Origin of the sequence: Bacillus kexueae, assembly GCF_022809095.1 — a bacterium.
Classification (GTDB): Bacteria; Bacillota; Bacilli; order Bacillales; family Aeribacillaceae; genus Bacillus_BZ; species Bacillus_BZ kexueae.
In genome coordinates this window covers 167,688-189,708 of the sequence record NZ_JALAZE010000001.1, presented here as the reverse complement: position 1 = coordinate 189,708, position 22,021 = coordinate 167,688, and the positions used below count along the sequence as shown (strand labels likewise).

The 22,021-nt window shown below is 38.2% G+C and carries 23 protein-coding genes; 16 read left to right on the top strand and 7 right to left on the bottom strand.

Annotated features, from left to right (window positions below; all coding sequences use genetic code 11):
* Positions 1 to 20 precede the first annotated feature (20 nt).
* The 4 genes from ML543_RS17015 to ML543_RS01040 form a co-directional block, all read right to left on the bottom strand.
* On the bottom strand, positions 21 to 1,769 hold the full coding sequence (locus ML543_RS17015; RefSeq protein ID WP_243385295.1) for a methyl-accepting chemotaxis protein: 1,749 nt from the start codon (positions 1,767 to 1,769) through the stop codon (positions 21 to 23).
* A 124-nt stretch (positions 1,770 to 1,893) separates the two neighbouring features.
* The gene (locus ML543_RS01050) at positions 1,894 to 2,088 is read right to left on the bottom strand and encodes a hypothetical protein (RefSeq protein WP_243385294.1); all 195 of its coding nucleotides are present in this window, start codon (positions 2,086 to 2,088) and stop codon (positions 1,894 to 1,896) included.
* Between the two features lie 147 nt (positions 2,089 to 2,235).
* Positions 2,236 to 3,243 (bottom strand): rod-share determining protein MreBH, encoded by a 1,008-nt coding sequence (mreBH, locus tag ML543_RS01045; protein WP_243385292.1) that lies wholly within the window; start codon positions 3,241 to 3,243, stop codon positions 2,236 to 2,238.
* Positions 3,244 to 3,362: 119 nt separating this feature from the next.
* Positions 3,363 to 3,797: a GNAT family N-acetyltransferase gene (locus ML543_RS01040; protein ID WP_243385291.1), complete on the bottom strand. Its 435-nt coding sequence runs from the start codon at positions 3,795 to 3,797 to the stop codon at positions 3,363 to 3,365.
* Positions 3,798 to 4,049: 252 nt separating this feature from the next.
* Here ML543_RS01040 and ML543_RS01035 point away from each other — a divergent pair, with 252 nt between their 5' ends.
* The 5 genes from ML543_RS01035 (at position 4,050) to ML543_RS01015 (ending at position 8,249) form a co-directional block, all read left to right on the top strand.
* Positions 4,050 to 4,535, top strand: coding sequence for a DinB family protein (locus ML543_RS01035; RefSeq protein ID WP_243385290.1), 486 nt, complete (start codon positions 4,050 to 4,052; stop codon positions 4,533 to 4,535).
* Positions 4,536 to 4,692: 157 nt separating this feature from the next.
* Positions 4,693 to 6,243, top strand: coding sequence for a BCCT family transporter (locus ML543_RS01030; protein ID WP_243385286.1), 1,551 nt, complete (start codon positions 4,693 to 4,695; stop codon positions 6,241 to 6,243).
* A 96-nt stretch (positions 6,244 to 6,339) separates the two neighbouring features.
* Positions 6,340 to 6,501 carry a hypothetical protein gene (locus ML543_RS01025; RefSeq protein ID WP_243385284.1) on the top strand — a complete coding sequence of 54 codons (162 nt, stop codon included), beginning with the start codon at positions 6,340 to 6,342 and terminating at the stop codon, positions 6,499 to 6,501.
* A 70-nt stretch (positions 6,502 to 6,571) separates the two neighbouring features.
* Positions 6,572 to 6,862 carry a DUF6509 family protein gene (locus tag ML543_RS01020; protein WP_243385283.1) on the top strand — a complete coding sequence of 97 codons (291 nt, stop codon included), beginning with the start codon at positions 6,572 to 6,574 and terminating at the stop codon, positions 6,860 to 6,862.
* Between the two features lie 526 nt (positions 6,863 to 7,388).
* The gene (locus tag ML543_RS01015; protein ID WP_243385282.1) at positions 7,389 to 8,249 is read left to right on the top strand and encodes a hypothetical protein; all 861 of its coding nucleotides are present in this window, start codon (positions 7,389 to 7,391) and stop codon (positions 8,247 to 8,249) included.
* 31 nt (positions 8,250 to 8,280) lie between these two features.
* Here the strand turns inward: ML543_RS01015 and ML543_RS01010 are convergent, their stop codons facing one another.
* Positions 8,281 to 8,577: a hypothetical protein gene (locus tag ML543_RS01010; protein WP_243385900.1), complete on the bottom strand. Its 297-nt coding sequence runs from the start codon at positions 8,575 to 8,577 to the stop codon at positions 8,281 to 8,283.
* A gap of 84 nt (positions 8,578 to 8,661) precedes the next feature.
* On the opposite strand from ML543_RS01010, the gene ML543_RS01005 reads away from it, so the two are divergent.
* The 11 genes from ML543_RS01005 (at position 8,662) to ML543_RS00955 (ending at position 18,532) form a co-directional block, all read left to right on the top strand.
* Positions 8,662 to 9,420: an exodeoxyribonuclease III gene (locus ML543_RS01005; protein ID WP_243385281.1), complete on the top strand. Its 759-nt coding sequence runs from the start codon at positions 8,662 to 8,664 to the stop codon at positions 9,418 to 9,420.
* 191 nt (positions 9,421 to 9,611) lie between these two features.
* Positions 9,612 to 10,457: an alpha/beta fold hydrolase gene (locus ML543_RS01000; RefSeq protein ID WP_243385280.1), complete on the top strand. Its 846-nt coding sequence runs from the start codon at positions 9,612 to 9,614 to the stop codon at positions 10,455 to 10,457.
* 24 nt (positions 10,458 to 10,481) lie between these two features.
* Positions 10,482 to 11,375 carry an intracellular short-chain-length polyhydroxyalkanoate depolymerase gene (phaZ, locus tag ML543_RS00995; protein ID WP_243385279.1) on the top strand — a complete coding sequence of 298 codons (894 nt, stop codon included), beginning with the start codon at positions 10,482 to 10,484 and terminating at the stop codon, positions 11,373 to 11,375.
* A gap of 115 nt (positions 11,376 to 11,490) precedes the next feature.
* A complete protein-coding gene (locus ML543_RS00990; RefSeq protein WP_243385278.1) occupies positions 11,491 to 11,685 on the top strand; it encodes a hypothetical protein in 195 nt (64 codons plus the stop codon).
* A gap of 311 nt (positions 11,686 to 11,996) precedes the next feature.
* Positions 11,997 to 13,223, top strand: coding sequence for an ABC transporter substrate-binding protein (locus ML543_RS00985; RefSeq protein WP_243385277.1), 1,227 nt, complete (start codon positions 11,997 to 11,999; stop codon positions 13,221 to 13,223).
* On the top strand, positions 13,198 to 14,070 hold the full coding sequence (locus ML543_RS00980) for an ABC transporter permease (RefSeq protein ID WP_243385275.1): 873 nt from the start codon (positions 13,198 to 13,200) through the stop codon (positions 14,068 to 14,070). The genes ML543_RS00985 and ML543_RS00980 overlap by 26 nt, the downstream gene beginning before the upstream one ends.
* Positions 14,067 to 14,858 carry an ABC transporter permease gene (locus ML543_RS00975; protein WP_243385274.1) on the top strand — a complete coding sequence of 264 codons (792 nt, stop codon included), beginning with the start codon at positions 14,067 to 14,069 and terminating at the stop codon, positions 14,856 to 14,858. The genes ML543_RS00980 and ML543_RS00975 overlap by 4 nt, the downstream gene beginning before the upstream one ends.
* A gap of 6 nt (positions 14,859 to 14,864) precedes the next feature.
* Complete coding sequence (locus ML543_RS00970) at positions 14,865 to 15,836, top strand: ABC transporter ATP-binding protein (protein ID WP_243385273.1); 972 nt, start codon at positions 14,865 to 14,867, stop codon at positions 15,834 to 15,836.
* Entirely contained in the window at positions 15,833 to 16,489 is a 657-nt protein-coding gene (locus ML543_RS00965) for a TVP38/TMEM64 family protein (RefSeq protein ID WP_243385272.1), read from the top strand. Before ML543_RS00970 ends, ML543_RS00965 begins: the two co-directional genes overlap by 4 nt.
* A 12-nt stretch (positions 16,490 to 16,501) precedes the next feature.
* A complete protein-coding gene (locus tag ML543_RS00960; protein ID WP_243385271.1) occupies positions 16,502 to 17,083 on the top strand; it encodes a CDP-alcohol phosphatidyltransferase family protein in 582 nt (193 codons plus the stop codon).
* A gap of 18 nt (positions 17,084 to 17,101) precedes the next feature.
* Positions 17,102 to 18,532 carry a dihydrolipoyl dehydrogenase family protein gene (locus ML543_RS00955; protein WP_243385270.1) on the top strand — a complete coding sequence of 477 codons (1,431 nt, stop codon included), beginning with the start codon at positions 17,102 to 17,104 and terminating at the stop codon, positions 18,530 to 18,532.
* Positions 18,533 to 18,772: 240 nt separating this feature from the next.
* On the opposite strand, the gene ML543_RS17220 is transcribed toward ML543_RS00955, so the two are convergent.
* Positions 18,773 to 20,500 (bottom strand): methyl-accepting chemotaxis protein, encoded by a 1,728-nt coding sequence (locus ML543_RS17220; RefSeq protein ID WP_243385269.1) that lies wholly within the window; start codon positions 20,498 to 20,500, stop codon positions 18,773 to 18,775.
* A 750-nt stretch (positions 20,501 to 21,250) separates the two neighbouring features.
* Positions 21,251 to 21,931 (bottom strand): Crp/Fnr family transcriptional regulator, encoded by a 681-nt coding sequence (locus ML543_RS00945; RefSeq protein ID WP_243385268.1) that lies wholly within the window; start codon positions 21,929 to 21,931, stop codon positions 21,251 to 21,253.
* Positions 21,932 to 22,021 lie beyond the last annotated feature (90 nt).

The following is a 22,021-nucleotide window of genomic DNA, read 5'->3' as shown; positions in this document are numbered from 1 at the left end:
CTTGTTAAAATCCCACTCATTTACGATACATCGAAGCGTTCGACACTTATTTTTAAGTTCTCAGACAGTTTGTTCAGTTTAACAGCTGATTCAGCTAAGCGCTGCGCCATTTCAAATTGCTCACGTGCACTTGTTTCAATATCTTCTGAAATGGATGTGTTCATCTCAGCGATAGTGGAAAGCTCTTGAACTGATGCGCTTACTTCCTCAGATGCAGCCGAAATTTCTTGGCTTCCAGCGGATACGGATTCAATCTGATTGGCAATTTCGTTAGATGTTTGCTTCAATTGATGGAACAGTTCATTCGCTTTGAAAACAAGCTGCTGACCTTTTTTCGTTTCTGTCGTTCCAATTTCCATCGATTGAACGGCTTCTTCAATCTCTGTTTGAATTTGTTCTATAATCTTCTCAATTTTGCCGGTTGATTGGTTGGATTGTTCTGCAAGTTTTCGAACTTCTTGAGCTACGACAGAAAAACCTTTTCCTTGTTCACCGGCTCTTGCTGCTTCGATGGCAGCATTTAATGATAATAAGTTCGTCTGCTCGGCAATTTCTGTAATTAGTTTTAAAATAGAACTGATTTGTAACGAATGATTTCGCAAGGATTGAACGATTTCACGAGAAGAAAGTACGTTTTCCGTGATCGTTTCCATTTGCGAAGTCATTTCGTTTAATGCTTGAGCACCTTCTGATGCATGTTGCTCCATATTTTTCGTTAAATTTGATACATCTTGAGATGAAAGGGCAATCGTTTGGATTTCTGCCGTTACTTGTTCAATCGCACCCGCACTTTCAGTGATAGCAATTTCTTGAGAGGATAAGGCATCCTTCATTTTTCTTAAGTCTGTCGAGATTTTTTCTGCCTTAATCTTTGAATCATCCGCAACGTCTGTAATAGTATTTGCGAATGAGTGTGCAGTCGTTGCCGTTGATTTTATTTGTTCAATCATCGTTTTCATCTCAAATGCCATTTCATTAAAGGCTGCATTCATTTGACCGAGATCATCCTCTCGCGTCGGAAGTGATATATCTAAATTTCCATTCTTCATTTCGTTTATTCCTTGAAGTAAATCCTTCAATGGCTTTGATGATTTCCGAATAACGAAAACCTGTACGAGAACAATCGCCACTATGATGGGGAACATAATGAGTAGGGAGTAGAGAACAAGCTGATCTTTACCGTTCTTTACCATACTTGCATCGACATCTACCCCAAAAAAGGCGAATGTTTCACCTGCATTGTTTTTAATAGGATATAGGACTGTTATCCATGTTCCAAATTCATCTTCATAAATGGAAGAATACGTGATATCGCCCGTCTCTTTCAATTCCTCAATTGCTTTTACAATCGTTGCAGGTTGAGTGTGAAAATCTCCTACGGTTACATTGTTTTCTTCCAAAAACGAAACGATATGAGAAGGATTCCCAATGATGGAAGTCTCGTTTCCGTTTCGCAATTCAGTACCGAAAATGTATCCTTGCGCAACATTCGGATTCGTTTCGGATAGTGAGTCAAAAAATGCTGTTAGCTCTTGTTGGCTTGTTGAATGAAAATCTTGAGATTTTTGAGCTTCCTCAACTAAGGGAATGTCGATTTCTTTACCCCAATGTTCTGCAATTAATTCAGCTTGTTTTTTCATTTCATTCGTTAAGATGTTTTGCTGAATCATTACGTTTGTGAGAATGATTGTTACTCCGACCAATAAAGATAAAACAGTGGTCAGTAAAATGATTCTTACGATAAATGGTGCTTTTTTTAGTAGATTCACTGTTTTCCATACTCTCCTTTACCGACTTAATATTGAGACCGCCCCTGGTATATATCGGATTATCAGAAAGTATTTTTATATGCTCAAAAATTGAAAGAGAAATAAAAGTTTTCCTACATTTCAATTAAATGGTTTTGATAAAAAAGGTTTTCGTAACAGGTGGCTGGATGAGCAACTGGTGCTTACGGCATTCCAATTCAAGCTCTGAAATGGTCAGCGTATCTCCTTCTTGCTCGGAAGGAAGAACTCCCTGATGAACTAACAATCGAATATAATAATCTTTTTGTTTTTGCAATCCAGTTTGCAAATGTTTTCCCATCGAAATCCCTCCTTATAGGTAATGGTATATCGACTGGGAAACAATGACAGTAAACGTGTTAAGTTTTTTAACAGGGAATTTTCGGTAGATTCATAAGAGGATAAGAAAAGGTGAAGAACTTAAAAAGTTTCTTCACCTAAAGAACGGTCATTTTGCTGCTTTTTGTAGCTTATGAATGTATTGTAAGGCCTTACCAGTACCGATTGCAACGGATTCGAGTGGATTAGAACTTACATGGACAGGTACGAAAATTTCTTCACTTATCCATTCCTCCATTCCTTTTAAAAGAGCCCCACCGCCCGTTAAGATGACACCGCGATCAACGATATCACCACTCAATTCAGGTGGGCAGTCTTCTAAAGTGGCTCGAATGGCTTCTAAAATATGAAGCAATGATTCTTTCATACAATCTCGAATTTCGTATGAATGCAACGTAATCGTCTTCGGCAAGCCTGTGACTAAATCGCGTCCCCGTATTTCCATCGTTTGTTGCTCATGTTCGATTAATGCATATCCAATTTCCATTTTGATTTGTTCGGCTGTCCGCTCTCCAATTAATACATTGTACGTTTTTCGGATATGTTGAATGATATCATCGTCCAATCGGTCTCCCGCAATTCGGATTGAATTAGCTGTTACGACACCACCGAATGATATAATGGCAACTTCCGTTGTTCCGCCGCCGATGTCAACAATGACATTTGCCGTTGGCTCATCCACAGGTAAACCAGAGCCGATTGCAGCAGCGACTGGTTCTTCAATAAGATGTACCTCTTTTGCACCCGCATTTTTGACCGAATCCGAAATAGCACGTCGTTCTACACTAGTTGAACCCGATGGTGTACAGACAACGACACTTGGTTTTCGAATGGCAAAGCCAAGTAGTTTCGATGCTTTCTTCATAATGGCTTTTAACATTTCGGTTGTCACATCGTAATCTGCTATGACACCATCTTTCAACGGTCGAATCGCAACGATTTTCCCCGGTGTTTTTCCAATCATTTGTTTTGCTTCAGTACCGACAGCTAATACTTGCTTTGTCTCAGTATCAATAGCAACGACGGAAGGCTCATTTAAAACAATCCCCTTTTGTTTACTATAAACGAGGATATTAGCAGTCCCTAAATCAATGCCGATTTCTAAATTCGAAAACATATATGTCACCCAATTTCTTCAAGATTATCCTTTTATACAATTCAAAAAAGGTTCAGCTTTTTTAGGGGTGTTCTCGAATTCGACATCTATCTGTAATGTTTTTAACGAGGTTGAAACACTTAAATGCTTTTACTCATTAACACGCGAAGACCTTTCATTGGGTCGTTAAACATATAATCGGTTTGCTCAAATCCTAAATGTTCATAGTATTGAATATTGCTTACCTTTGTGACAGCCCAAATTAATTCCGTATTATACTGACGAAGAAAATTTTCTCCGAAAAGAATTAACGCTTGGCCACGAAGTTGATTTTGATGAGAAGGGTCGATCGCTAGTCCTCGTAATCGATACATGCGGTTTCCTTTTAATTGTTTATGTTGTTCAGGGAAAAAAGAGGCGACACCGAAGATTTCATTCTCTTTAAATGCCCCAACATGTATGGTCCGTCCATCGAAGTCACCTTTGTAATAGCAATCCTCTATATGCTCATGGGTCAATACTTTTAAGCGCAATGCATACGTCTCATCAGCTGAAATTTGTTTGATTTCAAACATAAATACCTCCTGATTTGTCAAACGTCGTCATTAAAATCCTTCGATGTAGGATTGATGTATTTATTTTATAGGATAATTCGGCAAATGAATATTCGAAAATGAAAATTGTTCTAGTTGAATGATGCCTACGACGAAAAGTTCATAAAATTCCATTTCTTTCCGAGCGTTAAACACATTCAACGTGCTCATAAAAAAGGATTTTTTATATCGCTATAGAAATATACATATGTGAAAATGAAAGGAGGACGTATCATGTCAGAATCACTCATTTTTCATCACGTGAACGTAGCGAGAGATATAACCGTGAATGCGTTTAAAAAAATTTCTAAGTCGTATTTTCTTGAAGTACCAGAAGGCTTTAATAACAATATGTTTTGGAATTTTGGTCACATCGCTTATATTCAAGAAAAGCTCGTATTTCAACTCGTTGGACGTGATTTAGAGCTTCCGAACGATTTCGAAACGTTTTTTGCAAAAGGTACAAAGCCAGAAGAATGGGTAGGGACGCCTCCTGCATATGAAGAGGTGAAAGAAGCGTTAATTGATCAACCGAAGCGAATAGAAGCTGTTTGGAAAGGTAAGCTCGATACTCCATTATTACAACCTTTTACGAACTCGACAGGAAAATCGTTTTATACAGTTGGTGAAACGTTAATGTTCAGCACATATCACGAAGCGCTGCATTTTAATACGATTCTTCGTTTGTATCGTTCGTTGAAACAAAGCCAAAATATATAGTGGGGAGAAGGTGCAAGGAAGTTCGTTACGGTAGCTTTTTTGCACCTTTTTTTGTATATTGAATCATATTGTTTGACCTACGAAATTTTAAAGTGGTTTAATGAGAGAGGTTTGAGGGTATAAAGTTAACCAATTTAAGTAAGAAAGGAAGGGAAAAGTGAAACAGAAAGCAATTCGATATTCAGTATTTATCCCGATGTCCATTATTTTATTAACAGCCATCATTGTTGGTCTCGTTGCCCCGAAACAATTTCTTGATGCAGAAAATGCGATTGTGCAATTCGCCTTTGAGCATTTCGGATGGCTCTTTCAACTTTCTGGTAATATTTTTCTTGTATTATGTTTATATTTATTATTTTCTAAGCATGGAGATATTCGCCTTGGAGGAAAGGATGCTAAGCCTGAATTAAGTACATGGAACTGGTTTGCGATTACGTTAACAGCTGGAATTGCAACGGGGATCTTATTTTGGGGAATTGCAGAGCCGATTACACACTTCACGACCCCACCTGAAGCGCTTGGTTTAGAGCCGGGTTCGGAAGCAGCAGCGATGTTTTCCATGTCGCAAACGTATATTCACTGGACGTTTATTCCATATGCTATGTATGGACTTGCGGGGGTAGGGATCGCATATGCCGTTTATAATGCGAAGTTACCTTTTCATGTTAGTTCGGTCTTTTATCCATTAACGAAGAAGAAAAGTGCCGCATTTTCAAGCCTTGTCGACAACATTGCCATGTTTGCCATGGTAGGAGGGGTTGCAGCCATTTTAGGCGTTGGTACCCTTCAAATCGCAAGCGGATTAAATGTGTTGACAGGCATCGAGTCAACGAAAACGGTTTGGGTCATGGTTGTTGGAGTAATCGTTATTTCATACATAATCTCCAGTTATACCGGTCTGCATAAAGGAATTCGTTGGTTGGCAGATAAGAATTCAAAGCTGTTTTTATTTATGCTCTTATTCGTCTTTATTTTTGGACCAACTTCGTTTATTTTAACGCTTGGAACACAATCTGTTGGTCATTTCATACAAAACTTTTTTGTGCAAACCCACTACTTAAGTCCAATTGACGGCTCAGAATGGCCAAGATGGTGGCCGATTTACTACTGGGCAATTTGGTTAGCATATGCACCACTTATTGGAATGTTTTTAGCGAAAATCTCTAAAGGACGGACGATTCGTGAGTTTATGTTAATGAATTTAATTATGCCAGCCGTTTTTGGACTTATTTGGTTTTCCGTCTTTGGGGGAGCTTCCATTCATTTAGAAATTAACGGTGCTGGAATTTCGGAATCCATTCAAACGATGGGATTAGAAGTGTCAGTATTTGAGTTTTTAAAACATTATCCGCTCACAACGTTTATGAGCGTCGTATTTATCGTCGCTGTCTTTATTTCAATTGTAACGATGGCGGATTCAATGACTTCCACTTTTGCGTCCTTATCGACGAAGGAAATTGGGAATAAAGAACCGGCTGCTAACTTGAAAATCTTTTGGGGTGTCATGATGTCTTCCATTGCCATCATTAACCTTGTTTCAGCTGGTGGAGAAATTAGTGGAATTGATGCAACGAAGCAAATCGCAACAGTAGCTGGCTTTCCAATCCTGTTTTTAATGTTATTAATGGCTTATACTGTCATGAAAATGATTGTTAAACGAGAGGAATATGATCAAACCATACAGAAAGACCGTCAAACTTTATCCTGAGTCATTTGACTTAGGATTTTTTTTATGCGACAAACTATGATAAACTTCTCACTTATCATTAGGTAAAATATACCTAAAAAGGTGAGGAGGAATGATATGTATCCGAAATATTTTGATGGAAGCGTCTTAGCCAAATTGAAACGTGTCCAACCTTTTGAAAGCTCAAAACCGAACGTAACAAATAAGGTGAGAAAGTATTTAGGATGTAACCCGTATCAGTTTACACTTAAACAAAAAGAACATTCGTCGAAACAATAACCTTTTTCGTGTAATCGGTACGTACTCTGTGTATAATAGGAAATGGATTCGAAACGAAAGGAAGAAAACAATGAACATTACAAGCTACACTGTTGAACGATTACATGATCCGACCGGGATTTTAGATGGAGATCGTTACGAATTTATGCTAGACGTACAAGTAGATGAAGAAGACGAGTTGTTTCGAGAAAATGGTGTTCAAGTAAGAGTCATTCTTGCCGTCACGGCGGAAGACGTGAAGATTGCCCAGTACCACATACTAGAAGCGGGAACGAACCAACATTTAGATTTTGAATTAGAAGAGGAAGAACTGGACTATCTTCTTCAATTTTGTCAAGATCATAAAGACGAAGCGGAATAAAGCGAAAAGTGAGAGCACATTTGTCTCTCGCTTTTTTTATTGTTACAGAAAGTTTAAGTTCAATAAAGTGTTAAAGTTTTCTCTTTACAGTTTATTTGGTGTCTAGCTCCAAGCGTCATCAGCTCGGGTCGCTTCGGTCCTGCTGTGGCGACGGAAGCCTCCAAGCAGGTCCTCCAGCGCCCTTCGCCTAAGGACTTGCGCTTTTTCTGAGTATTGGCAGGGTTTAATTTCTAACTTATCTATAAATCGCTCCGGGAAATGGGGACATTTTGGATGGCTTTTTTCAATGAGCGACTTGACTCGCGAGATCTAGACGATAGGAGCCGAAACTAGACAGCTCCCCGCGTAAAGCAAGTGACTGAAGCGTAATGGTAAGTATTCTGTGAAAAAAGTTTGTAAAAGCAACAATGTATACGAAAACAGCCTTTTTAATAATCTGAAATTTTTGTAATAAAAATGAAACATTTTATCCTTCTCTTACGTTTAAATAAGTGAAGATACTTTTTAAGAGAAAAGGTGGACCGCGATGAAAAAAATAATGGTAATTTTTGCATTGTTATTATCGGCAAGTGTTTCACATGTCAATGGTTACGAAAACAAAGAAGCGGCAGTTCACCAAGATCAGCCAATGTTAGCTGAAACATCGATGAATGAAAAGGGAATAAATAATTCTTTATATGAAACATCTAGTCAAGCAGCTGAAAAGAAACCGAACGTAGAAGATTTGGAGAGTGAAAATGAGAAGGTAAGTGGAAAGGAAGAAAACGACACAAGAGTCCAACCATCTCTTAACCAAACGAAAGAGAAAGATACACGGGAAACGAATCAAAACGAAGAAACTATTCCACCGAAAACTGTACAAAATGAACCGAATTCTAATGATAATACAGATGAACAAAAAGAAGAGAAAGATGAACAAGAAGGAAATCAACATGGAGCTACCGACTTTCATGAGAATAATACAGACGAAACAGGCAATGAAGATGTTGAAGTAGAAAAAGAGAAAACGAGTAATGTAGGAGAAAAGAACAAACAATCGATTGAGCAGAAAGCGTATCAGTTACAAAAAAAATTGGAGAATACCCGTACGAGGGAGGATGTCATAGCTCTTTTAGGTCCGTATCATGCAACTGGGATTAGTCATACAGGCCACAGTAATATAAATGAATTTTGGGAGTATGTAATAGGTGGAGAGGAAAGTTACGATATCGAAAATCTAGCGGATGATGCAGTCGATGTCGAAGCTCTTGTAACGGGGAAGGTAGACATGTTTGTGTATGTCTTCTTTGTAGAAACCGAGGAAGGTGAAGTCGTCGTTCATTTAGCCAACATCATTATTAAAGATGGAGATTATGTAAAAGAAATAAAAGCAATCGTTAATGATTAATGCTACGGTGTGAGCAAGCGCAGACGCTTGCTCATTTTCTTTTATTTATTTCCTCTGACACGACAAAGGCAAGTTCTTCATTTCCAAATAGTGATAAAACGCCTAATACGGTTTCATTCTTAATCGGTCCTGCTTCCTCTTTCGGCACTGTTAGTTCTAGTGCATCTTTTAATGGCTGATTTTCTCCTTGATTCGGATAGGCGCGTTGATATAGTTCAATCGGATTTAAATCGTGATTTATGCACCATTGTGCGAATACGAGAATCATCATTTTTTCATCTTGTTGATATTGTTGAACAATCTTTTTTTCCAATTCATTTCGATTCATCATCATCGTCCTCTCTTCTAGCCAATTCTTTCATCTTTTAGTATCTTAATACATAGCGTCATCTTAGAAAAGGAGAAAGATAGAATGAGAATTATTTCATGGAATGTGAACGGATTGAGAGCCTGTGTAAAAAAAGGGTTTCTTGAATATTTTCAAGAAGTGAATGCAGACTTTTTTTGTGTACAGGAGACAAAGCTTCAAGAAGGGCAAATCCATTTAGAGCTAGATGGGTATGAACAATATTGGAATTATGCTGTGAAAAAAGGGTATTCAGGAACGGCTGTGTTTACAAAAAAGACACCGCTTTCCGTTTCATATGGCTTTGAAGAGGGAGAAAGTGAGCCGGAGGGAAGAATCATTACGTTAGAATACGAATCATTTTATTTAGTGAATGTGTATACACCGAATGCAAAACGTGACTTATCGAGATTACCTTATCGACTCGAGTGGGAAGATCGGATGCGGGAGTATTTAACACAACTTCAACAGAAAAAGCCGGTCATTTATTGCGGTGATTTAAATGTTGCTCATCAAGAGATTGACCTGAAAAATGATAAGGCGAATAAAGGAAATTCAGGTTTTACCGATGAAGAGCGTGAAAAGATGACGAAGCTGTTAAATGAAGGTTTCATCGACACTTTTCGTTCGATGCATCCGAATGTAACCGACAAATATTCGTGGTGGTCTTATATGAACAAAGTAAGGGAACGAAATATTGGGTGGAGAATTGACTATATCATTCTTTCAGAGACATTAAAGCCCCATTTAGTCAAAGCTGAAATACACGATCACATATACGGGAGTGATCATTGTCCTGTCATGGCAGAGCTAACTTTAACGTAACGAAAAGGAAATTCCTTCATGATTCACGAATAGGATAATCAATGACAAACATACAACTGATTATGAGCGGTTGTTATCCAATTTCGTTGTTTCTTGTCATACATGAGGGTGATTAGCGGAGTCCTATTTGAACGAGACGTCCGCTATCAACGCCCCAATCTAAAATGAAATGAATCAGTTGGAGGAATTTCATGAAAGATCGGAAAGTACACGCAAATAATGTAGATATTCATGTTGTTGATTTTGGTGGGAAAGGAACGCCAATTGTATGTGTCCACGGATTAACAGCGAATAGTCGTTGCTTTGATTCCATCGCAGCATCCTTAACAGATCACTATCATGTATTTGGAATTGATTTGCGTGGTAGAGGAGATAGCGAAAAACCACCTTATGGGTACGATATTTATACACATGCAAAGGACGTCCACGGTGTATTAAGAGCACTCAGCATACCATCATGTATTTTCATTGGGCATTCATTAGGTGCTTTTATCGGGCTTGCGTTTTCTACATTGTTCCCCAACTCAGTCAAACAATTGATTCTACTAGATGGAGGCTGCCCATTATCTGAAACCATCTTTGAAAAAATACGCCCAAGTATCGACCGTCTTGACGTTACGTATCCTTCTTTTGAAGCTTATATTCAAGCTATGCGGAAGAATCCATTCTTCCATCCGTGGACCATCGGTCATGAACAGTATTTCTACGCAGATTGTATTCATTTTCCGGATGGGACCGTCCGTTCAAAAGTATCGAAAGAGGCTGTAAAAGAGGAAGTAGAAGCTTTAAAAAATGTTGATATCACAAAATTTTATGACAAAATCAAAACCCCCACCCTCCTATTGCGAGCAGGGGATTGTTTTATGGATGATAACGCCCAAATGGTTACCGATGAACATGTCAAACAACTACAACGTAAAATCGTCGGTAGTTCATACGAATTAGTAGAAGAAGCGAATCACTATTCCATTCTCTTTTCAAAAGCGGATGAAACCGCTCAATTTATTCATCGTTTTCTTGGAACCGCTCACAATTAAACCGTAAGAGGGGGACATAACGGTATGAATGCGATTCTTCAATCGGTCCAGTTGCCTAATGGAGAAACTATCGCCTATCGTAAGAGAGCAGGGGGAGAAGAGACGATTTGTTTAGTTCATGGGAATATGATTTCTTCTTACCATTGGGACATTATGTTTGATCATTTTGACGATCGCTATACGTTAATTGCTCCAGACTTAAGAGGACAAGGGAAATCTTCATATGTCAACCCGATTAACTCTTTAAATGATTTTGCGAACGATTTGAAAGCCTTCGTCGATACGTTAAAACTTCCTATTTTTCATTTAATGGGATGGTCGATGGGGGGCGGTATTGCAATGCAATTTGCCTCAACATATGCATCTCATGTAAATAAATTAATTTTAGTTTCATCGATGTCGACGAGGGGTTATCCTTTCTTTAAAGTGAATGCATTCGGGAAAACTGATTATCGAAAGCGTCTGAAATCGAAGGAAGAAATCAAGAATGACCGCGCTCGATACATTCCAATTTCCAATGCGTATGAAAGTAAAAATACGGCATTTTTAGAGCAAATCTTAAACGTAACTATGTATCCGGTGAATAAACCGAAACGCTCTCGTTATCGAGCGTATTTGGAAGATATTTTGCAACAAAGAAATTTATTAGAAGTGTACAATGCAATGAATAGGTTCAACATTAGCCATCAATCCAACGGAGTTGTAGAAGGAACGAAAGAGGTCGATAAGATACATGCACCGACTCTCCTACTATGGGGAGATAAAGATGTGATTGTAAGCCGAGAGATGCAAGAAGAAATAATTCAAGATTTTAACGGTCGAGCAAACATGCGAATATTGAAGAATGTTGGACATTCTCCATTAATCGATGATTTTACGTCCTTTGAGCGGGAAGTCCTTCAGTTTTTAACTGCATAATCTTTCTTATAGGGCTTTCCAGAAAGGTTTAACTTTCATGGGGCCTTTTTTTAGCTTTTTTCAAAAGATAGCATTCGCATACATTTTTGCTTTTGGTTGTGAAATGAAGTAATACTTGAGACGAAAGATGGCGGTTTCAACAGGAACAGCACGATCTGAAGAGCCCGTAGAGGCATGCCTAGGAGGCTGGTTGAAAAGTGGAGACGACTGCCCACAGACGCACGAACGGGAAAATATCCGAAATGAGATATCGACTTATCTCCAGTTGCCAACCTTAACAGCTCTCCCAGCGGGAAGGAAGTGTCCGTAGCGAATATCCAGAGTTCATTTTAAAAATGTATGAAAATACAACAATCTTTTCGAAAACAAACAAAATGAAAAAAGACAAGAAAAAAGGGTTATCGTCTTGTAAAATAAAGGAGGATGTCGTTCCATACATAGTGTAAGTAAGCTTACAGAAAAAAAGCTAAATTCTTTGTACAGTATTTACATAAGTGAAACTCTTAATAGGTACGAAATTGCATGGAAGTGTTCTTTTTTGAACGCCATGTAATAAATGATGATGAGATTTTTTAGCGCACAATCATACGAAAAGGAACACTTGAAAGAGAGGAAGAGCTGATGAAGAAATTTTTAACCTTGATTATTTTAGCAATATTCGCTTTAGCAGCCTGCTCAAACGAAAGCATGCAAACGACTGACTACACAAATGCCACATGGAATGACATTTTAGCTGATGGGACAGGGACTTCTGTTCGAATGTTTATGTGGGGGGGAGACGAAGGGATTAATCAATACATGGATGAAGTAATCGCTCCTAAATTAAAAGAAGAATATGATATTGAATTTGAACGTGTCCCGATGGATACACAAAACATTTTGCAAAAACTAGTGACTGAAAAAGAAGCGGAGAAAAAAGAAGGAACAATCGATATTATCTGGATTAATGGTGAGAATTTCAAAAATGCTAAAGAGCAAAGCCTATTATACGGACCCTTTACTGATTTATTGCCAAACATGAACGAATATGTTGATAAACAAAGTTTAGATATTCAATATGATTTTGGTACGAAAACAGAAGGGTTTGAAGCACCGTGGGGGAAAGTTCAATTTGTGTTTTTATATGATGAAGCGAATGTTCCAGAACCTCCTCAGTCGTTTGGGGAACTATTGAAATGGACGAATGAAAATAAAGGGAAGTTTACGTATCCAGAAGCGAGTGACTTTACCGGAAATGCGTTTTTAAGGCATCTTTTATATCATTCCGTCGATGTTGAATCGCTGTTAGAGAAGGGATATGATGAAGCGTTTGTACAAAAAAATACGGAAGAAATGTGGTCTTATTTAAATGAAATCAAGTCGAATTTATGGCGTGAAGGACAAACATATCCAAAAGATTTAACCGAACTTGATCGATTGTACAGTCGTGGCGAAGTTTGGATGACGATGGGATATAACGAAGCGAGAGCTGAAAGTTTAATAAATGAAGGCGTATTTCCGAAAACAACAAAATCGTTTGTGCTCGATACAGGCTCAATTGGGAACACTCATTTCTTAGCGATACCATTTAATAGTCCAAATAAAGCGGGTGCGATGGTAGTGATTAATCATCTATTATCTCCTGATGCACAGCTTGCCAAGTATGAACCGACCTATTGGGGGGATCGTTTTTCGTTAGATTTATCAAAGCTACCAGCTGAAATGCAAGCGAAATTTAACGAAGTTGACAGAGGCGATTCTGTTATCGAAGCAGATCAGCTTCAAGGAAAAGTTTTACCCGAAGTAGATGCCGAATATGTGAATTGGTTAAAGGAGACATGGTATGAAAAGGTGGTGCAAGGAAAATAAATGGGTGGTATATGTTTTACCACTCATTTTCTTTCCTTTGTTTTTAACATTTTACGGTTTATTTAAAGCTTTTATTAAAAGTATGAGCGGTTCAAATGTTCCATTATTTGACCCGTATATCGAATTATTTACAGACCATTCGTTTTGGAAGTCATTGTTTTATAGTTTGCATATTACGATCGTTTCAACAGTGATTTCCTTAATAATTGGCTTATGGTTGACCCGCTCGTTATATAAATATATGGCTAATAAAAAGTGGAAGCTTATCGTTTGGATTCCGATGATTTTTCCTCATTTTGTCGCAGGTTATATGATTTATTTACTTTTAGGGCAAACGGGATTTTTCTCAACGGTGTTAGCCTATTTCAATTTAATAAATGATCCGAGTCAATTTCCTGCCCTTCTATACGATTCTTACGGCTTAGGCATTATTTTTACGTATATATGGAAGGAAGTCCCCTTTGTTATTTTAATGCTTCTCCCCGTTTATTTGGAGATGAACCGTCAACAAATTGATGTTGTCAAAACACTCGGTGGTTCAGAATGGGAAGTGTTTAAGACAGTGGAATGGCCGTGGTTAGTCCCTATCCTATTTGAAACTGGAATTATCTTGTTTTCATTTATCCTTGCTGCGTATGAAGTGCCTGCTTTACTAGGGGCAACCTATCCGAAAATGGTTTCCGTTTTAGCATTTGAATGGTTTTATGAAAGCAATTGGACAATGCGCCCGAAAGCATTTGCGATTATGATTATGACTTCTTTCGTCATCCTTATGCTCGTCTTATTCTTTTCCAAGTGGGTAGGAAAGAAGCGTTATCGCTTAATGAAAGGAAATGGTCGCATATGAAAAAGAGATGGAGTATTTTATTCTTCGTTACGGCATTATTCTTCTTTCCAGTAGCTTTACTCATTCTCCATTCTTTTTCAGTAGCATGGTCTTACGGAAGCCTCTTTCCGACAGAATTTAGCTTTCGAGCATGGCGTGTTTTGTTGAATGAACCAAAGCTTTTAAGGGCTATTGGCACGTCATTTGCCGTAGGAGCAATTGTCGTATTCATCAATTTAATGGTTGGATATGTTGTAGGAAAAACACTTGCTCATGAGGAATTCGTTGGGAAGGACGTATTTGAATCTTTGTTACTTTTCCCGATTATCATTCCTTCATTAGCCATTGCAATGGGGATTCATATTGCAATGATTAAATGGGGGCTGGCGGATTCTCTAATTGGCGTATCCATTGTTCATTTAATCCCAACCATTCCATATTCGATTAAAATGTTTCGATCGAGCTTTGATCGAATCGGGTTAAAGTGGGAGGAACAAGCGAAAAGTTTAGGAGCATCAACTCGGACGATATTCTATACCATTTATTTGCCACAACTGATTCCAACTGTTCGCGCTGTTATGTTTTTAATTTTTGTCATTTCATTAAGTCAATACGCGCTAACCGCCATCATTGGTGGAGGAAATGTCATTACATTAGCCATGATTTATTTTCCGTATTTCTCAACAGTTGATGAATCTGTTATGGCAAGTTTTTCAATCTTGTTTGCCATTTTGCCACTAATTTTTCTAATTGTGGTAGAAGGATTCATTCGAGTTTTCGTTCCATATAACAACAGACAAAAAAGGTGAGGAAGCATGTATATCGATTTACAGTCATTGGCTAAATCTTTTCGAGAGCAATTGATATTTCAAGACTTACATCTTCAAATGAAAAAAGGGGAAATAATCGCAGTTGTTGGTCCTTCTGGTACAGGGAAATCCACGCTGTTGCGATGCCTGGCAGGTCTTGAAAATGTAGACGGAGGGTCGATTAAAATCGACGAAGATGAAATGACTCATTTACAGGCAAGTGAGCGACCAGTCACAATGATGTTTCAACAGCCATTATTATTTGGACATATGACGGTTTGGGAAAACATTGTTTACGGTTTGAAGTTATTAAAAAAATCTAAACAAAAAATAGAAGAAATTGGTCAGCAGTATTTGAAGCTTATCCAAATGGAAGATGCACGGAATAAGTATCCGGATGAATTGTCTGGTGGTCAGCAGCAGCGTGTAGCATTAGCCCGAGCACTTGTAACAAATCCAAAATTATTATTACTTGATGAACCATTTAGCAGTTTAGATAATGAACTGCGCCACACTATGCGGGAATGGGTTAAAAATATCTTGAAGAAAGAAGAAATGACGGCGATATTCGTTACACATGATATGGAAGAAGCGATGCTATTGGGGGACCGGGTTGCCGTATTCATGGACCAAACGTTATTGCAAGTTGGCGAACCAAAGGATATTTATGAACGTCCAGCTAATGCAAAAGTGGCAAAGTTTTTTTGTGACGGCTTCGTGTATGAAAACAATTCCTTCGTCTTCTCTAATCGCTTGAAAATCATTAATCAGAACGAAACGGTTTTTCGAAAATGGGAAGCTGTAGTGAAAAATACGTGGATGAAGCACGGACAAACCTTTTATCAGCTTTCCATTTCTGAATGTGATGCTGATATTCATATCATCGAGTCAAGCCCATTACGAGTCGGAGATGTCATCACAATCGGATTACGGGAAGAAAAGGATTTATATGTATTTCATGGAGGTGAAAAAGAGTGAAGGGAAAAACAATCATTAAGCTATCTGTTTTAGGGGTGTTAATTGTCGGTTTAATCTGGCTTAATGAAACGTATTTAAATGTTACACCGAAGGCAATTCAAAAATGGATCCTATCATTCGGTATTTTTGCTCCATTGATTTATATTGTCCTTTATTCCATTCGTCCGTTTGTATTTTTTCCAGCATCGGTATTATCGCTTGCTGCTGGACTAGCCTTCGGAGCCCTGTATGGAACGATCTATACAATCATTGGGGCGACATCAGGCGCGGCGCTTTCTTTTTTAGCAGCTAGCAAACTAGGTCATAAGGTTAAAAATAAACAATGGGACGGTCGAGCAAAAAAAATTCAAGAGCAGCTGGAACAAAACGGATTCTATTACGTTTTGCTTCTGCGACTCATACCGTTATTTAATTTTGATATGATTAGTTATTTAGCCGGTTTGTCAAAAGTTCGCTTTGTTTCGTTCACATTGGCAACTTTGATAGGCATTATTCCGGGAACGTTCGCTTATAACTTTTTAGGTTCGAGTCTAGTGGGCGGAAATATCGCTATTATCATTGCGGCTGTTGCGGTATTTTTAGCGGTTACGATTGTGCCACTTCTATTTAGCAAACGATTAAGAGAGAAATTCGGAATATCAAATCCGAAATAAGAGGTGTTTATAATGCTTGACACTCATGCACGAAAATATGTTCAACCGATGTTTGATAAGACGGGAAAATGGTTGTTGAAAAAAGGATTAACAGCCAATCAGGTGACCGTGATTTCGTTTGTCATTGGCTCAACAACCGGGGTGTTTTATTACTTCGAATACACATGGATTGCATTACTCGTTCTATGGTTATCCGGCTTTTTAGATGCGGTAGACGGCACGATGGCACGAAACACGAAAACGTCTCCTTTTGGAACAGTAATGGATGTTACGTTTGACCGAATCGTTGAGATTAGCGTCATACTAGGCATTGCATTTCGCCATCCAGAAGTTCAATGGGCGCTTCTTTTATTATCAGTATCCATCATCGTGTCCATGACGATCTTTTTAACTGTTGGGGCAGTTAGCGAAAAACAAGGAATGAAGTCCTTTTACTATCAGGCAGGGCTAGCCGAGCGGACAGAAGGATTCATTTTATTTTCATTCATGATGGTACTAGAACCGTTCGTATTGTGGGTGACGCTTATCTTTTTCATCATTGAACTATATACAGGATTCCAACGTTTTTTTGAAGCGAAGAGAATATTGCAGTAGAGACTGAGGAGGAAAGTGATGGACAAAAAATATGATATTGTCGTTTTAGGAGGCGGTGCAGGAGGGCTGACAGTAGCAGCAGGAGCGGCATCAATTGGGGCAAAGGTAGCACTAATTGAAAAGGAAGAACAACCAGGTGGAGATTGCTTACATTTTGGTTGTGTGCCTTCTAAAGCTCTTATTAAAGCAGCAAATGAAGTTTTTGAAATGAATGAAACGGCTCGAAAGCACGGAGTTCAATTAGCGGGAAAGGCTGATTGGCTTAAAGTAAGGAACCGGGTGCAGGCTGCCATTGACACGATTCAAGTTCATGATGATGCGGATCGCTTTCGCAAAATGGGGGTAGATGTTTTCATCAGCAAAGGGACTTTCCTTAATCACCACGAAATCCAATTAGAAGATGGGTTCATCGTTTCGGGGAAACGAATCGTTATAGCAACTGGTTCACGTCCCTTTATCCCGCCGATTGAGGGACTAAAAGATACAGGTTTTATCACGAACGAAACGATTTTTAAAATGGAAGAACTTCCGAAATCCATGCTTGTCATTGGTGGAGGACCGATTGGACTTGAACTTGCCCAAGCGATGAAGAGACTCGGGACTGAAGTCACCCTCATAGAACGTTCGGAATATATCCTCGCTAAAGAAGATGCAGAAGTTCAAGAGTTTGCGCAAGAAAGACTGCAGCAAGAGCTGAATATTTTAACGAGCGCTTTCGTACAAAAAGTTGAGCGGATTGGCGACAGGAAACGAGCTTCCATTATCGTAAATGAAGAAGTTCACGTCGTTGATGTTGATGAAATTCTCGTTGCGTCAGGTCGCACGCCTAACAGTGACAAAATTGGGCTTGAAAATACAGCTGTTAAAGTAGATGAAAAGGGATACATTCAAGTAAATCAATATTTACAAACGAATGTGAAATCGATTTTTGCAATTGGGGACGTAAATGGGAAAATGATGTTTACACACGTCGCGGGAATGGAAGGAAAGAGCACGGTTCAAAATGCTGTATTAGGCATTAAGCAAAAAGTTTCATATGATAACATTCCTTGGGTAACATTTACCTCACCAGAGATATTTCATCTCGGCTTGACTGAGAATGAAGCGAAAGAAAAACACGGAGAAATCAATGTTTATCACTCTTCTTTAAATGATGTGGATCGCTTTGTGGCTGATCGTGATGGAGAGGGATTTGTCAAACTGATTACGGACCGGAAGGGGAAGATTGTCGGTGCTCATGCTGTAGGAAAAGGAGCGGGGGATTGGATGCAAATCGTCGTTTACGCGAAGCAAAAAGGAAAAAAAATCGGCGACTTATCTCGAATGATTTACCCGTATCCGAACCACGCAGCTGCTGTCCAACGAACAACCGATGCTTATTGGCGCAAGAAGCTGTTCGATGGCGTGCTCCCGAAACTATTAAAACATTATATTCGTTTCTTTCGTTAAGTAAAAATCCAAAAGCCAATATGCTTTTGGATTTTTAGCTTTTATTTTTGTTACAGAAAGTTTAAGTTCAATAAAGTGTTAAAGTATTCCCTTTACCGTTTTTTTGGTGTCTAGCTCATGCGCCATCAGCTCGGGTCGCTTCGGCCCTGCTGTGGCGACGGAAGCCTCCTCGCAGGTCCTAAAGCGCCCTTCGCCTAAGAACTTGAGCTTTGCGCTTTTCTTAACTTTCCATATTGAAAATCAATTTTTGTGGAAAATTTGGGAAATGAGTTCATCCATTTTTTCAGAAAGAGTAAATAGCCTATACGTTGAGTCATTTAATTTATTCGCAGAATCTGACTGTTGTTGTATAAAGTTTGATAAATGTGTGATTTTTTGAAAATTCCGCTCTGAGATTTGATGAACTTCATCCACTGAATGAACGACCTCATCACTACTTGAGGATAATTCCTCCGTAGAAGCCGAAATCGATTCAACTCGACCCGAAATATTTGTGATCTCTTCAATAATTTCGTAAAAGGAATCTCCTGTCTTTGCTAAAATGCTTTTACCATAAACGACTTCATTTGTGCTATCATTCATCGCTTTCATGACAAGGTCCATTTTTTCAAAAATTGTTTTAATGAGCTCTTCAATATTTTTAGCAGACTGACGTGCTTGAACTGCTAGATTTCTAACTTCCTGAGAAACAACGGCAAATCCTTTTCCTTTTTCTCCAGCTCTTGCCGCTTCAATGGCAGCATTTAGCGCTAGCAAATTTGTTTGTTCAGATATTTCCGAAATAAATGTAACAACTTTATGAATCTCTTTCGATGTTGTGCCGAGTTCTTGAATTAATTGGAGAGAATGCGTTTGCTTTTCGTTGATTTTATTCATTTGGACGGTCGCCTCACTCATTCTTTCACGACCCTTTGTTGAAAGATTACGAATATGTTGAGTTGCATCGACCGTGTTATCTAAAGATGAAGCAATCAATTGTAGAGCGGTTCTCATTTGGACAATCGTATCGTTTGTATGAAGGATATGATTTTTCTGTTCATTTGTATCCGCGACCATCTTATCAATATTCTCAGCTATCGTATGCATGTCTGATGCCGCTTTATTGGAATGGATTGAAAGGTTTTCTGCTGAATTTTTAATTTCATGAGAAGCATAATTTACACCGTCAATGATTGTTTTTAACCCAGTTGTCATTTGGTTAAACGACTGAATCAAATGACCGATTTCATCTTTTCGGTTGGACGTAAGCTGTATATCTAAGTTTCCTTTTGATACTTCAACCATTACATTTTGTAGTTTAGTTAAATGCTTCACTAATATTGACGAAATGAAATATATGATAACGGTAATGATTAGGATTAATAAGACGATAAATAAAATCATTTGACTCTTATTAATTTGCATGAGATCATATATCGCTGTTGCATTATAATCAGCACCGAGTACCGCAATGATGTTTCCTTCTTTATCTAAAATAGGCGAATAAGAAGAAACTAATGCTCCCCATTGATCCGAAACGCCAAGCTCTCCTACTTGTGTTTCTTTTGTTTCAAATGCTTTAATCATTAGGTCGAATTTATGGGCTTCAGGTTCTATTTCACCTAGTGCTGACGCTTCCTCTTTTGGCAAACCATCCACGACATAAAAATATTCATATCCATTGTTTGTTTCTCTTCGGGATATCGTATATAAATAGTCTAAGTTATTCATTTCTCTTAATTGATTCAGTTGTACTCGAAGCTTTTCAAAATATTCATTTTCTCCACTTTCTGGGGTGATGGTTTTAAACTGTTCTACATCAATGATTTTGATCGTTTCTTCCACGATGTGCATTGCTTGCATTCCGATTGATTTTGAAACGAATTTGGAAGAAGATGTATACACGACGTAACACAAAATTGAACTTGCAACGACGAACAACAAAGTAAAAATAATAAGAACTTTAGATTTTAAACTTAAAGACTTCAAATTGTCCTTACCTCCAAATATTAAAATGGAAAAACATCTACCATGATGTGATTGGGATTTATGTAGCTACTTTTCGAGAATGCTTATCGTACACTAATGGAGTTATTCGAAAGGGGTAACTCCAGTATTGAAGTGAACTTTTTGCATGATAAACCCAACTGATGAGGCGATACAGTTCCAATAAGAAGAGACATAGTACATGCACTAATAAGTTTATTAATGAAGTAGAGATTATATAATAATAAATATAAAAAAATGATGGGTTTAAATGTTACATTTGAATAGTAAACTATTTTTTAAGTTGGAATGTTGTGGATTGGCTCTTATGGGATGTAGAGGAAAGGTCGAGGCTCTTCAGACGCACATGTCGGAGTGGTATTCCCACACTGAGATATCGACTTATCGCCAGTTCGATAGGCGCTAGGAGCCGAAACTAGCCAACGATAGAAAAGTGGAGACTATGTTCACAAAAAATAGAAAAGGGGCTGTCCAAAAAGTACAGTCCCTCATTTATCGTAGATTAAATTCAATTAAACTCATCTGATAGAGGACGCTATCCGAACTTTGCACAGGACGTGGCCGCCTCATTTATCTCCTCCTCGACTCGGATGCTCGTCTGTTGGGCCTTCAGCTCGGATGTTTCCGCTGGAGTCGCATTCACCTTTTTTCAATCAGAACTAATTGGAGGAATGGAAACTACTTTCCGCTGCCATCATTCTAATTTAGGAACTTATCAGACGAGCCCTTCTATTATTCTTCCTCAATTAATTCTTTTGCTTTTTCAATGTTCACCGAGAGTCGTAACCCTTTTTTTATATAGCCTTCTTTTTTCAGTTGACTCATAACGGCACTTGTTGTTTCACGGGTAGATCCAATCATATTGGCAATATCTTGATGGGTAATACGCATTTCAATCGTTTGCCATTCTTTTTTTCTCCGACCTGTTTTTTCACTTAATTTCAATAGTAAGTAAAGGATACGGTTTTTCACATCACCTAATGCAATTTTTTCACTCAGTGAATAGACTTCCTTCAAGCGTGTTGATAATATATTGATGAATTTTAAAGCAATTTTTGGATTTTTTTCAATAAATTCTTCAAAATCCGCTTTGCTTAATAAGCATAAATACGAATCTGTCATCGCTTCTGCATAAATTTGATCGTCTGTTAAAGACAACGTACTCGTTTCTCCGAATATATTACCATCTACTAATATATCAACAGTGAATTGTTTTCCATTCTGATTCATTCGATATAAGCGCACTTGACCTTCCTTCAATAAAAATAATGCTTTCATCGGTTTATCAGGCGATAAAATGGTTGTCCCTTTCTTTACCGGTTTCATCTCACTTAACTCATCGATGATTTTAATATCTTCCATCGGAAGCTCGTCAAATAAACTAATTTGTGATAATAAGAACAGTTTATCCATTGTACTCTTCCTTTCAAGAACTTTCTTATCTTTCATTATAACGGAAGATCTTAATCTTCATGTAAGGAAGCTTACAGCGCTTTTAAGAAT

Excerpts from the sequence above, each read along its gene's own strand:
- ML543_RS01050 (WP_243385294.1), bottom strand. The coding sequence starts at position 2,088 with ATGGGAAAACATTTGCAAACTGGATTGCAAAAACAAAAAGATTATTAT.
- mreBH (WP_243385292.1), bottom strand. The coding sequence starts at position 3,243 with ATGTTTTCGAATTTAGAAATCGGCATTGATTTAGGGACTGCTAATATC.
- ML543_RS01040 (WP_243385291.1), bottom strand. The coding sequence starts at position 3,797 with ATGTTTGAAATCAAACAAATTTCAGCTGATGAGACGTATGCATTGCGC.
- ML543_RS01035 (WP_243385290.1), top strand. The coding sequence starts at position 4,050 with ATGTCAGAATCACTCATTTTTCATCACGTGAACGTAGCGAGAGATATA.
- ML543_RS01025 (WP_243385284.1), top strand. The coding sequence starts at position 6,340 with ATGTATCCGAAATATTTTGATGGAAGCGTCTTAGCCAAATTGAAACGT.
- ML543_RS01020 (WP_243385283.1), top strand. The coding sequence starts at position 6,572 with ATGAACATTACAAGCTACACTGTTGAACGATTACATGATCCGACCGGG.
- ML543_RS01015 (WP_243385282.1), top strand. The coding sequence starts at position 7,389 with ATGAAAAAAATAATGGTAATTTTTGCATTGTTATTATCGGCAAGTGTT.
- ML543_RS01010 (WP_243385900.1), bottom strand. The coding sequence starts at position 8,577 with ATGAATCGAAATGAATTGGAAAAAAAGATTGTTCAACAATATCAACAA.
- ML543_RS01005 (WP_243385281.1), top strand. The coding sequence starts at position 8,662 with ATGAGAATTATTTCATGGAATGTGAACGGATTGAGAGCCTGTGTAAAA.
- ML543_RS01000 (WP_243385280.1), top strand. The coding sequence starts at position 9,612 with ATGAAAGATCGGAAAGTACACGCAAATAATGTAGATATTCATGTTGTT.
- phaZ (WP_243385279.1), top strand. The coding sequence starts at position 10,482 with ATGAATGCGATTCTTCAATCGGTCCAGTTGCCTAATGGAGAAACTATC.
- ML543_RS00985 (WP_243385277.1), top strand. The coding sequence starts at position 11,997 with ATGAAGAAATTTTTAACCTTGATTATTTTAGCAATATTCGCTTTAGCA.
- ML543_RS00980 (WP_243385275.1), top strand. The coding sequence starts at position 13,198 with ATGAAAAGGTGGTGCAAGGAAAATAAATGGGTGGTATATGTTTTACCA.
- ML543_RS00975 (WP_243385274.1), top strand. The coding sequence starts at position 14,067 with ATGAAAAAGAGATGGAGTATTTTATTCTTCGTTACGGCATTATTCTTC.
- ML543_RS00970 (WP_243385273.1), top strand. The coding sequence starts at position 14,865 with ATGTATATCGATTTACAGTCATTGGCTAAATCTTTTCGAGAGCAATTG.
- ML543_RS00960 (WP_243385271.1), top strand. The coding sequence starts at position 16,502 with ATGCTTGACACTCATGCACGAAAATATGTTCAACCGATGTTTGATAAG.
- ML543_RS00955 (WP_243385270.1), top strand. The coding sequence starts at position 17,102 with ATGGACAAAAAATATGATATTGTCGTTTTAGGAGGCGGTGCAGGAGGG.
- ML543_RS00945 (WP_243385268.1), bottom strand. The coding sequence starts at position 21,931 with ATGGATAAACTGTTCTTATTATCACAAATTAGTTTATTTGACGAGCTT.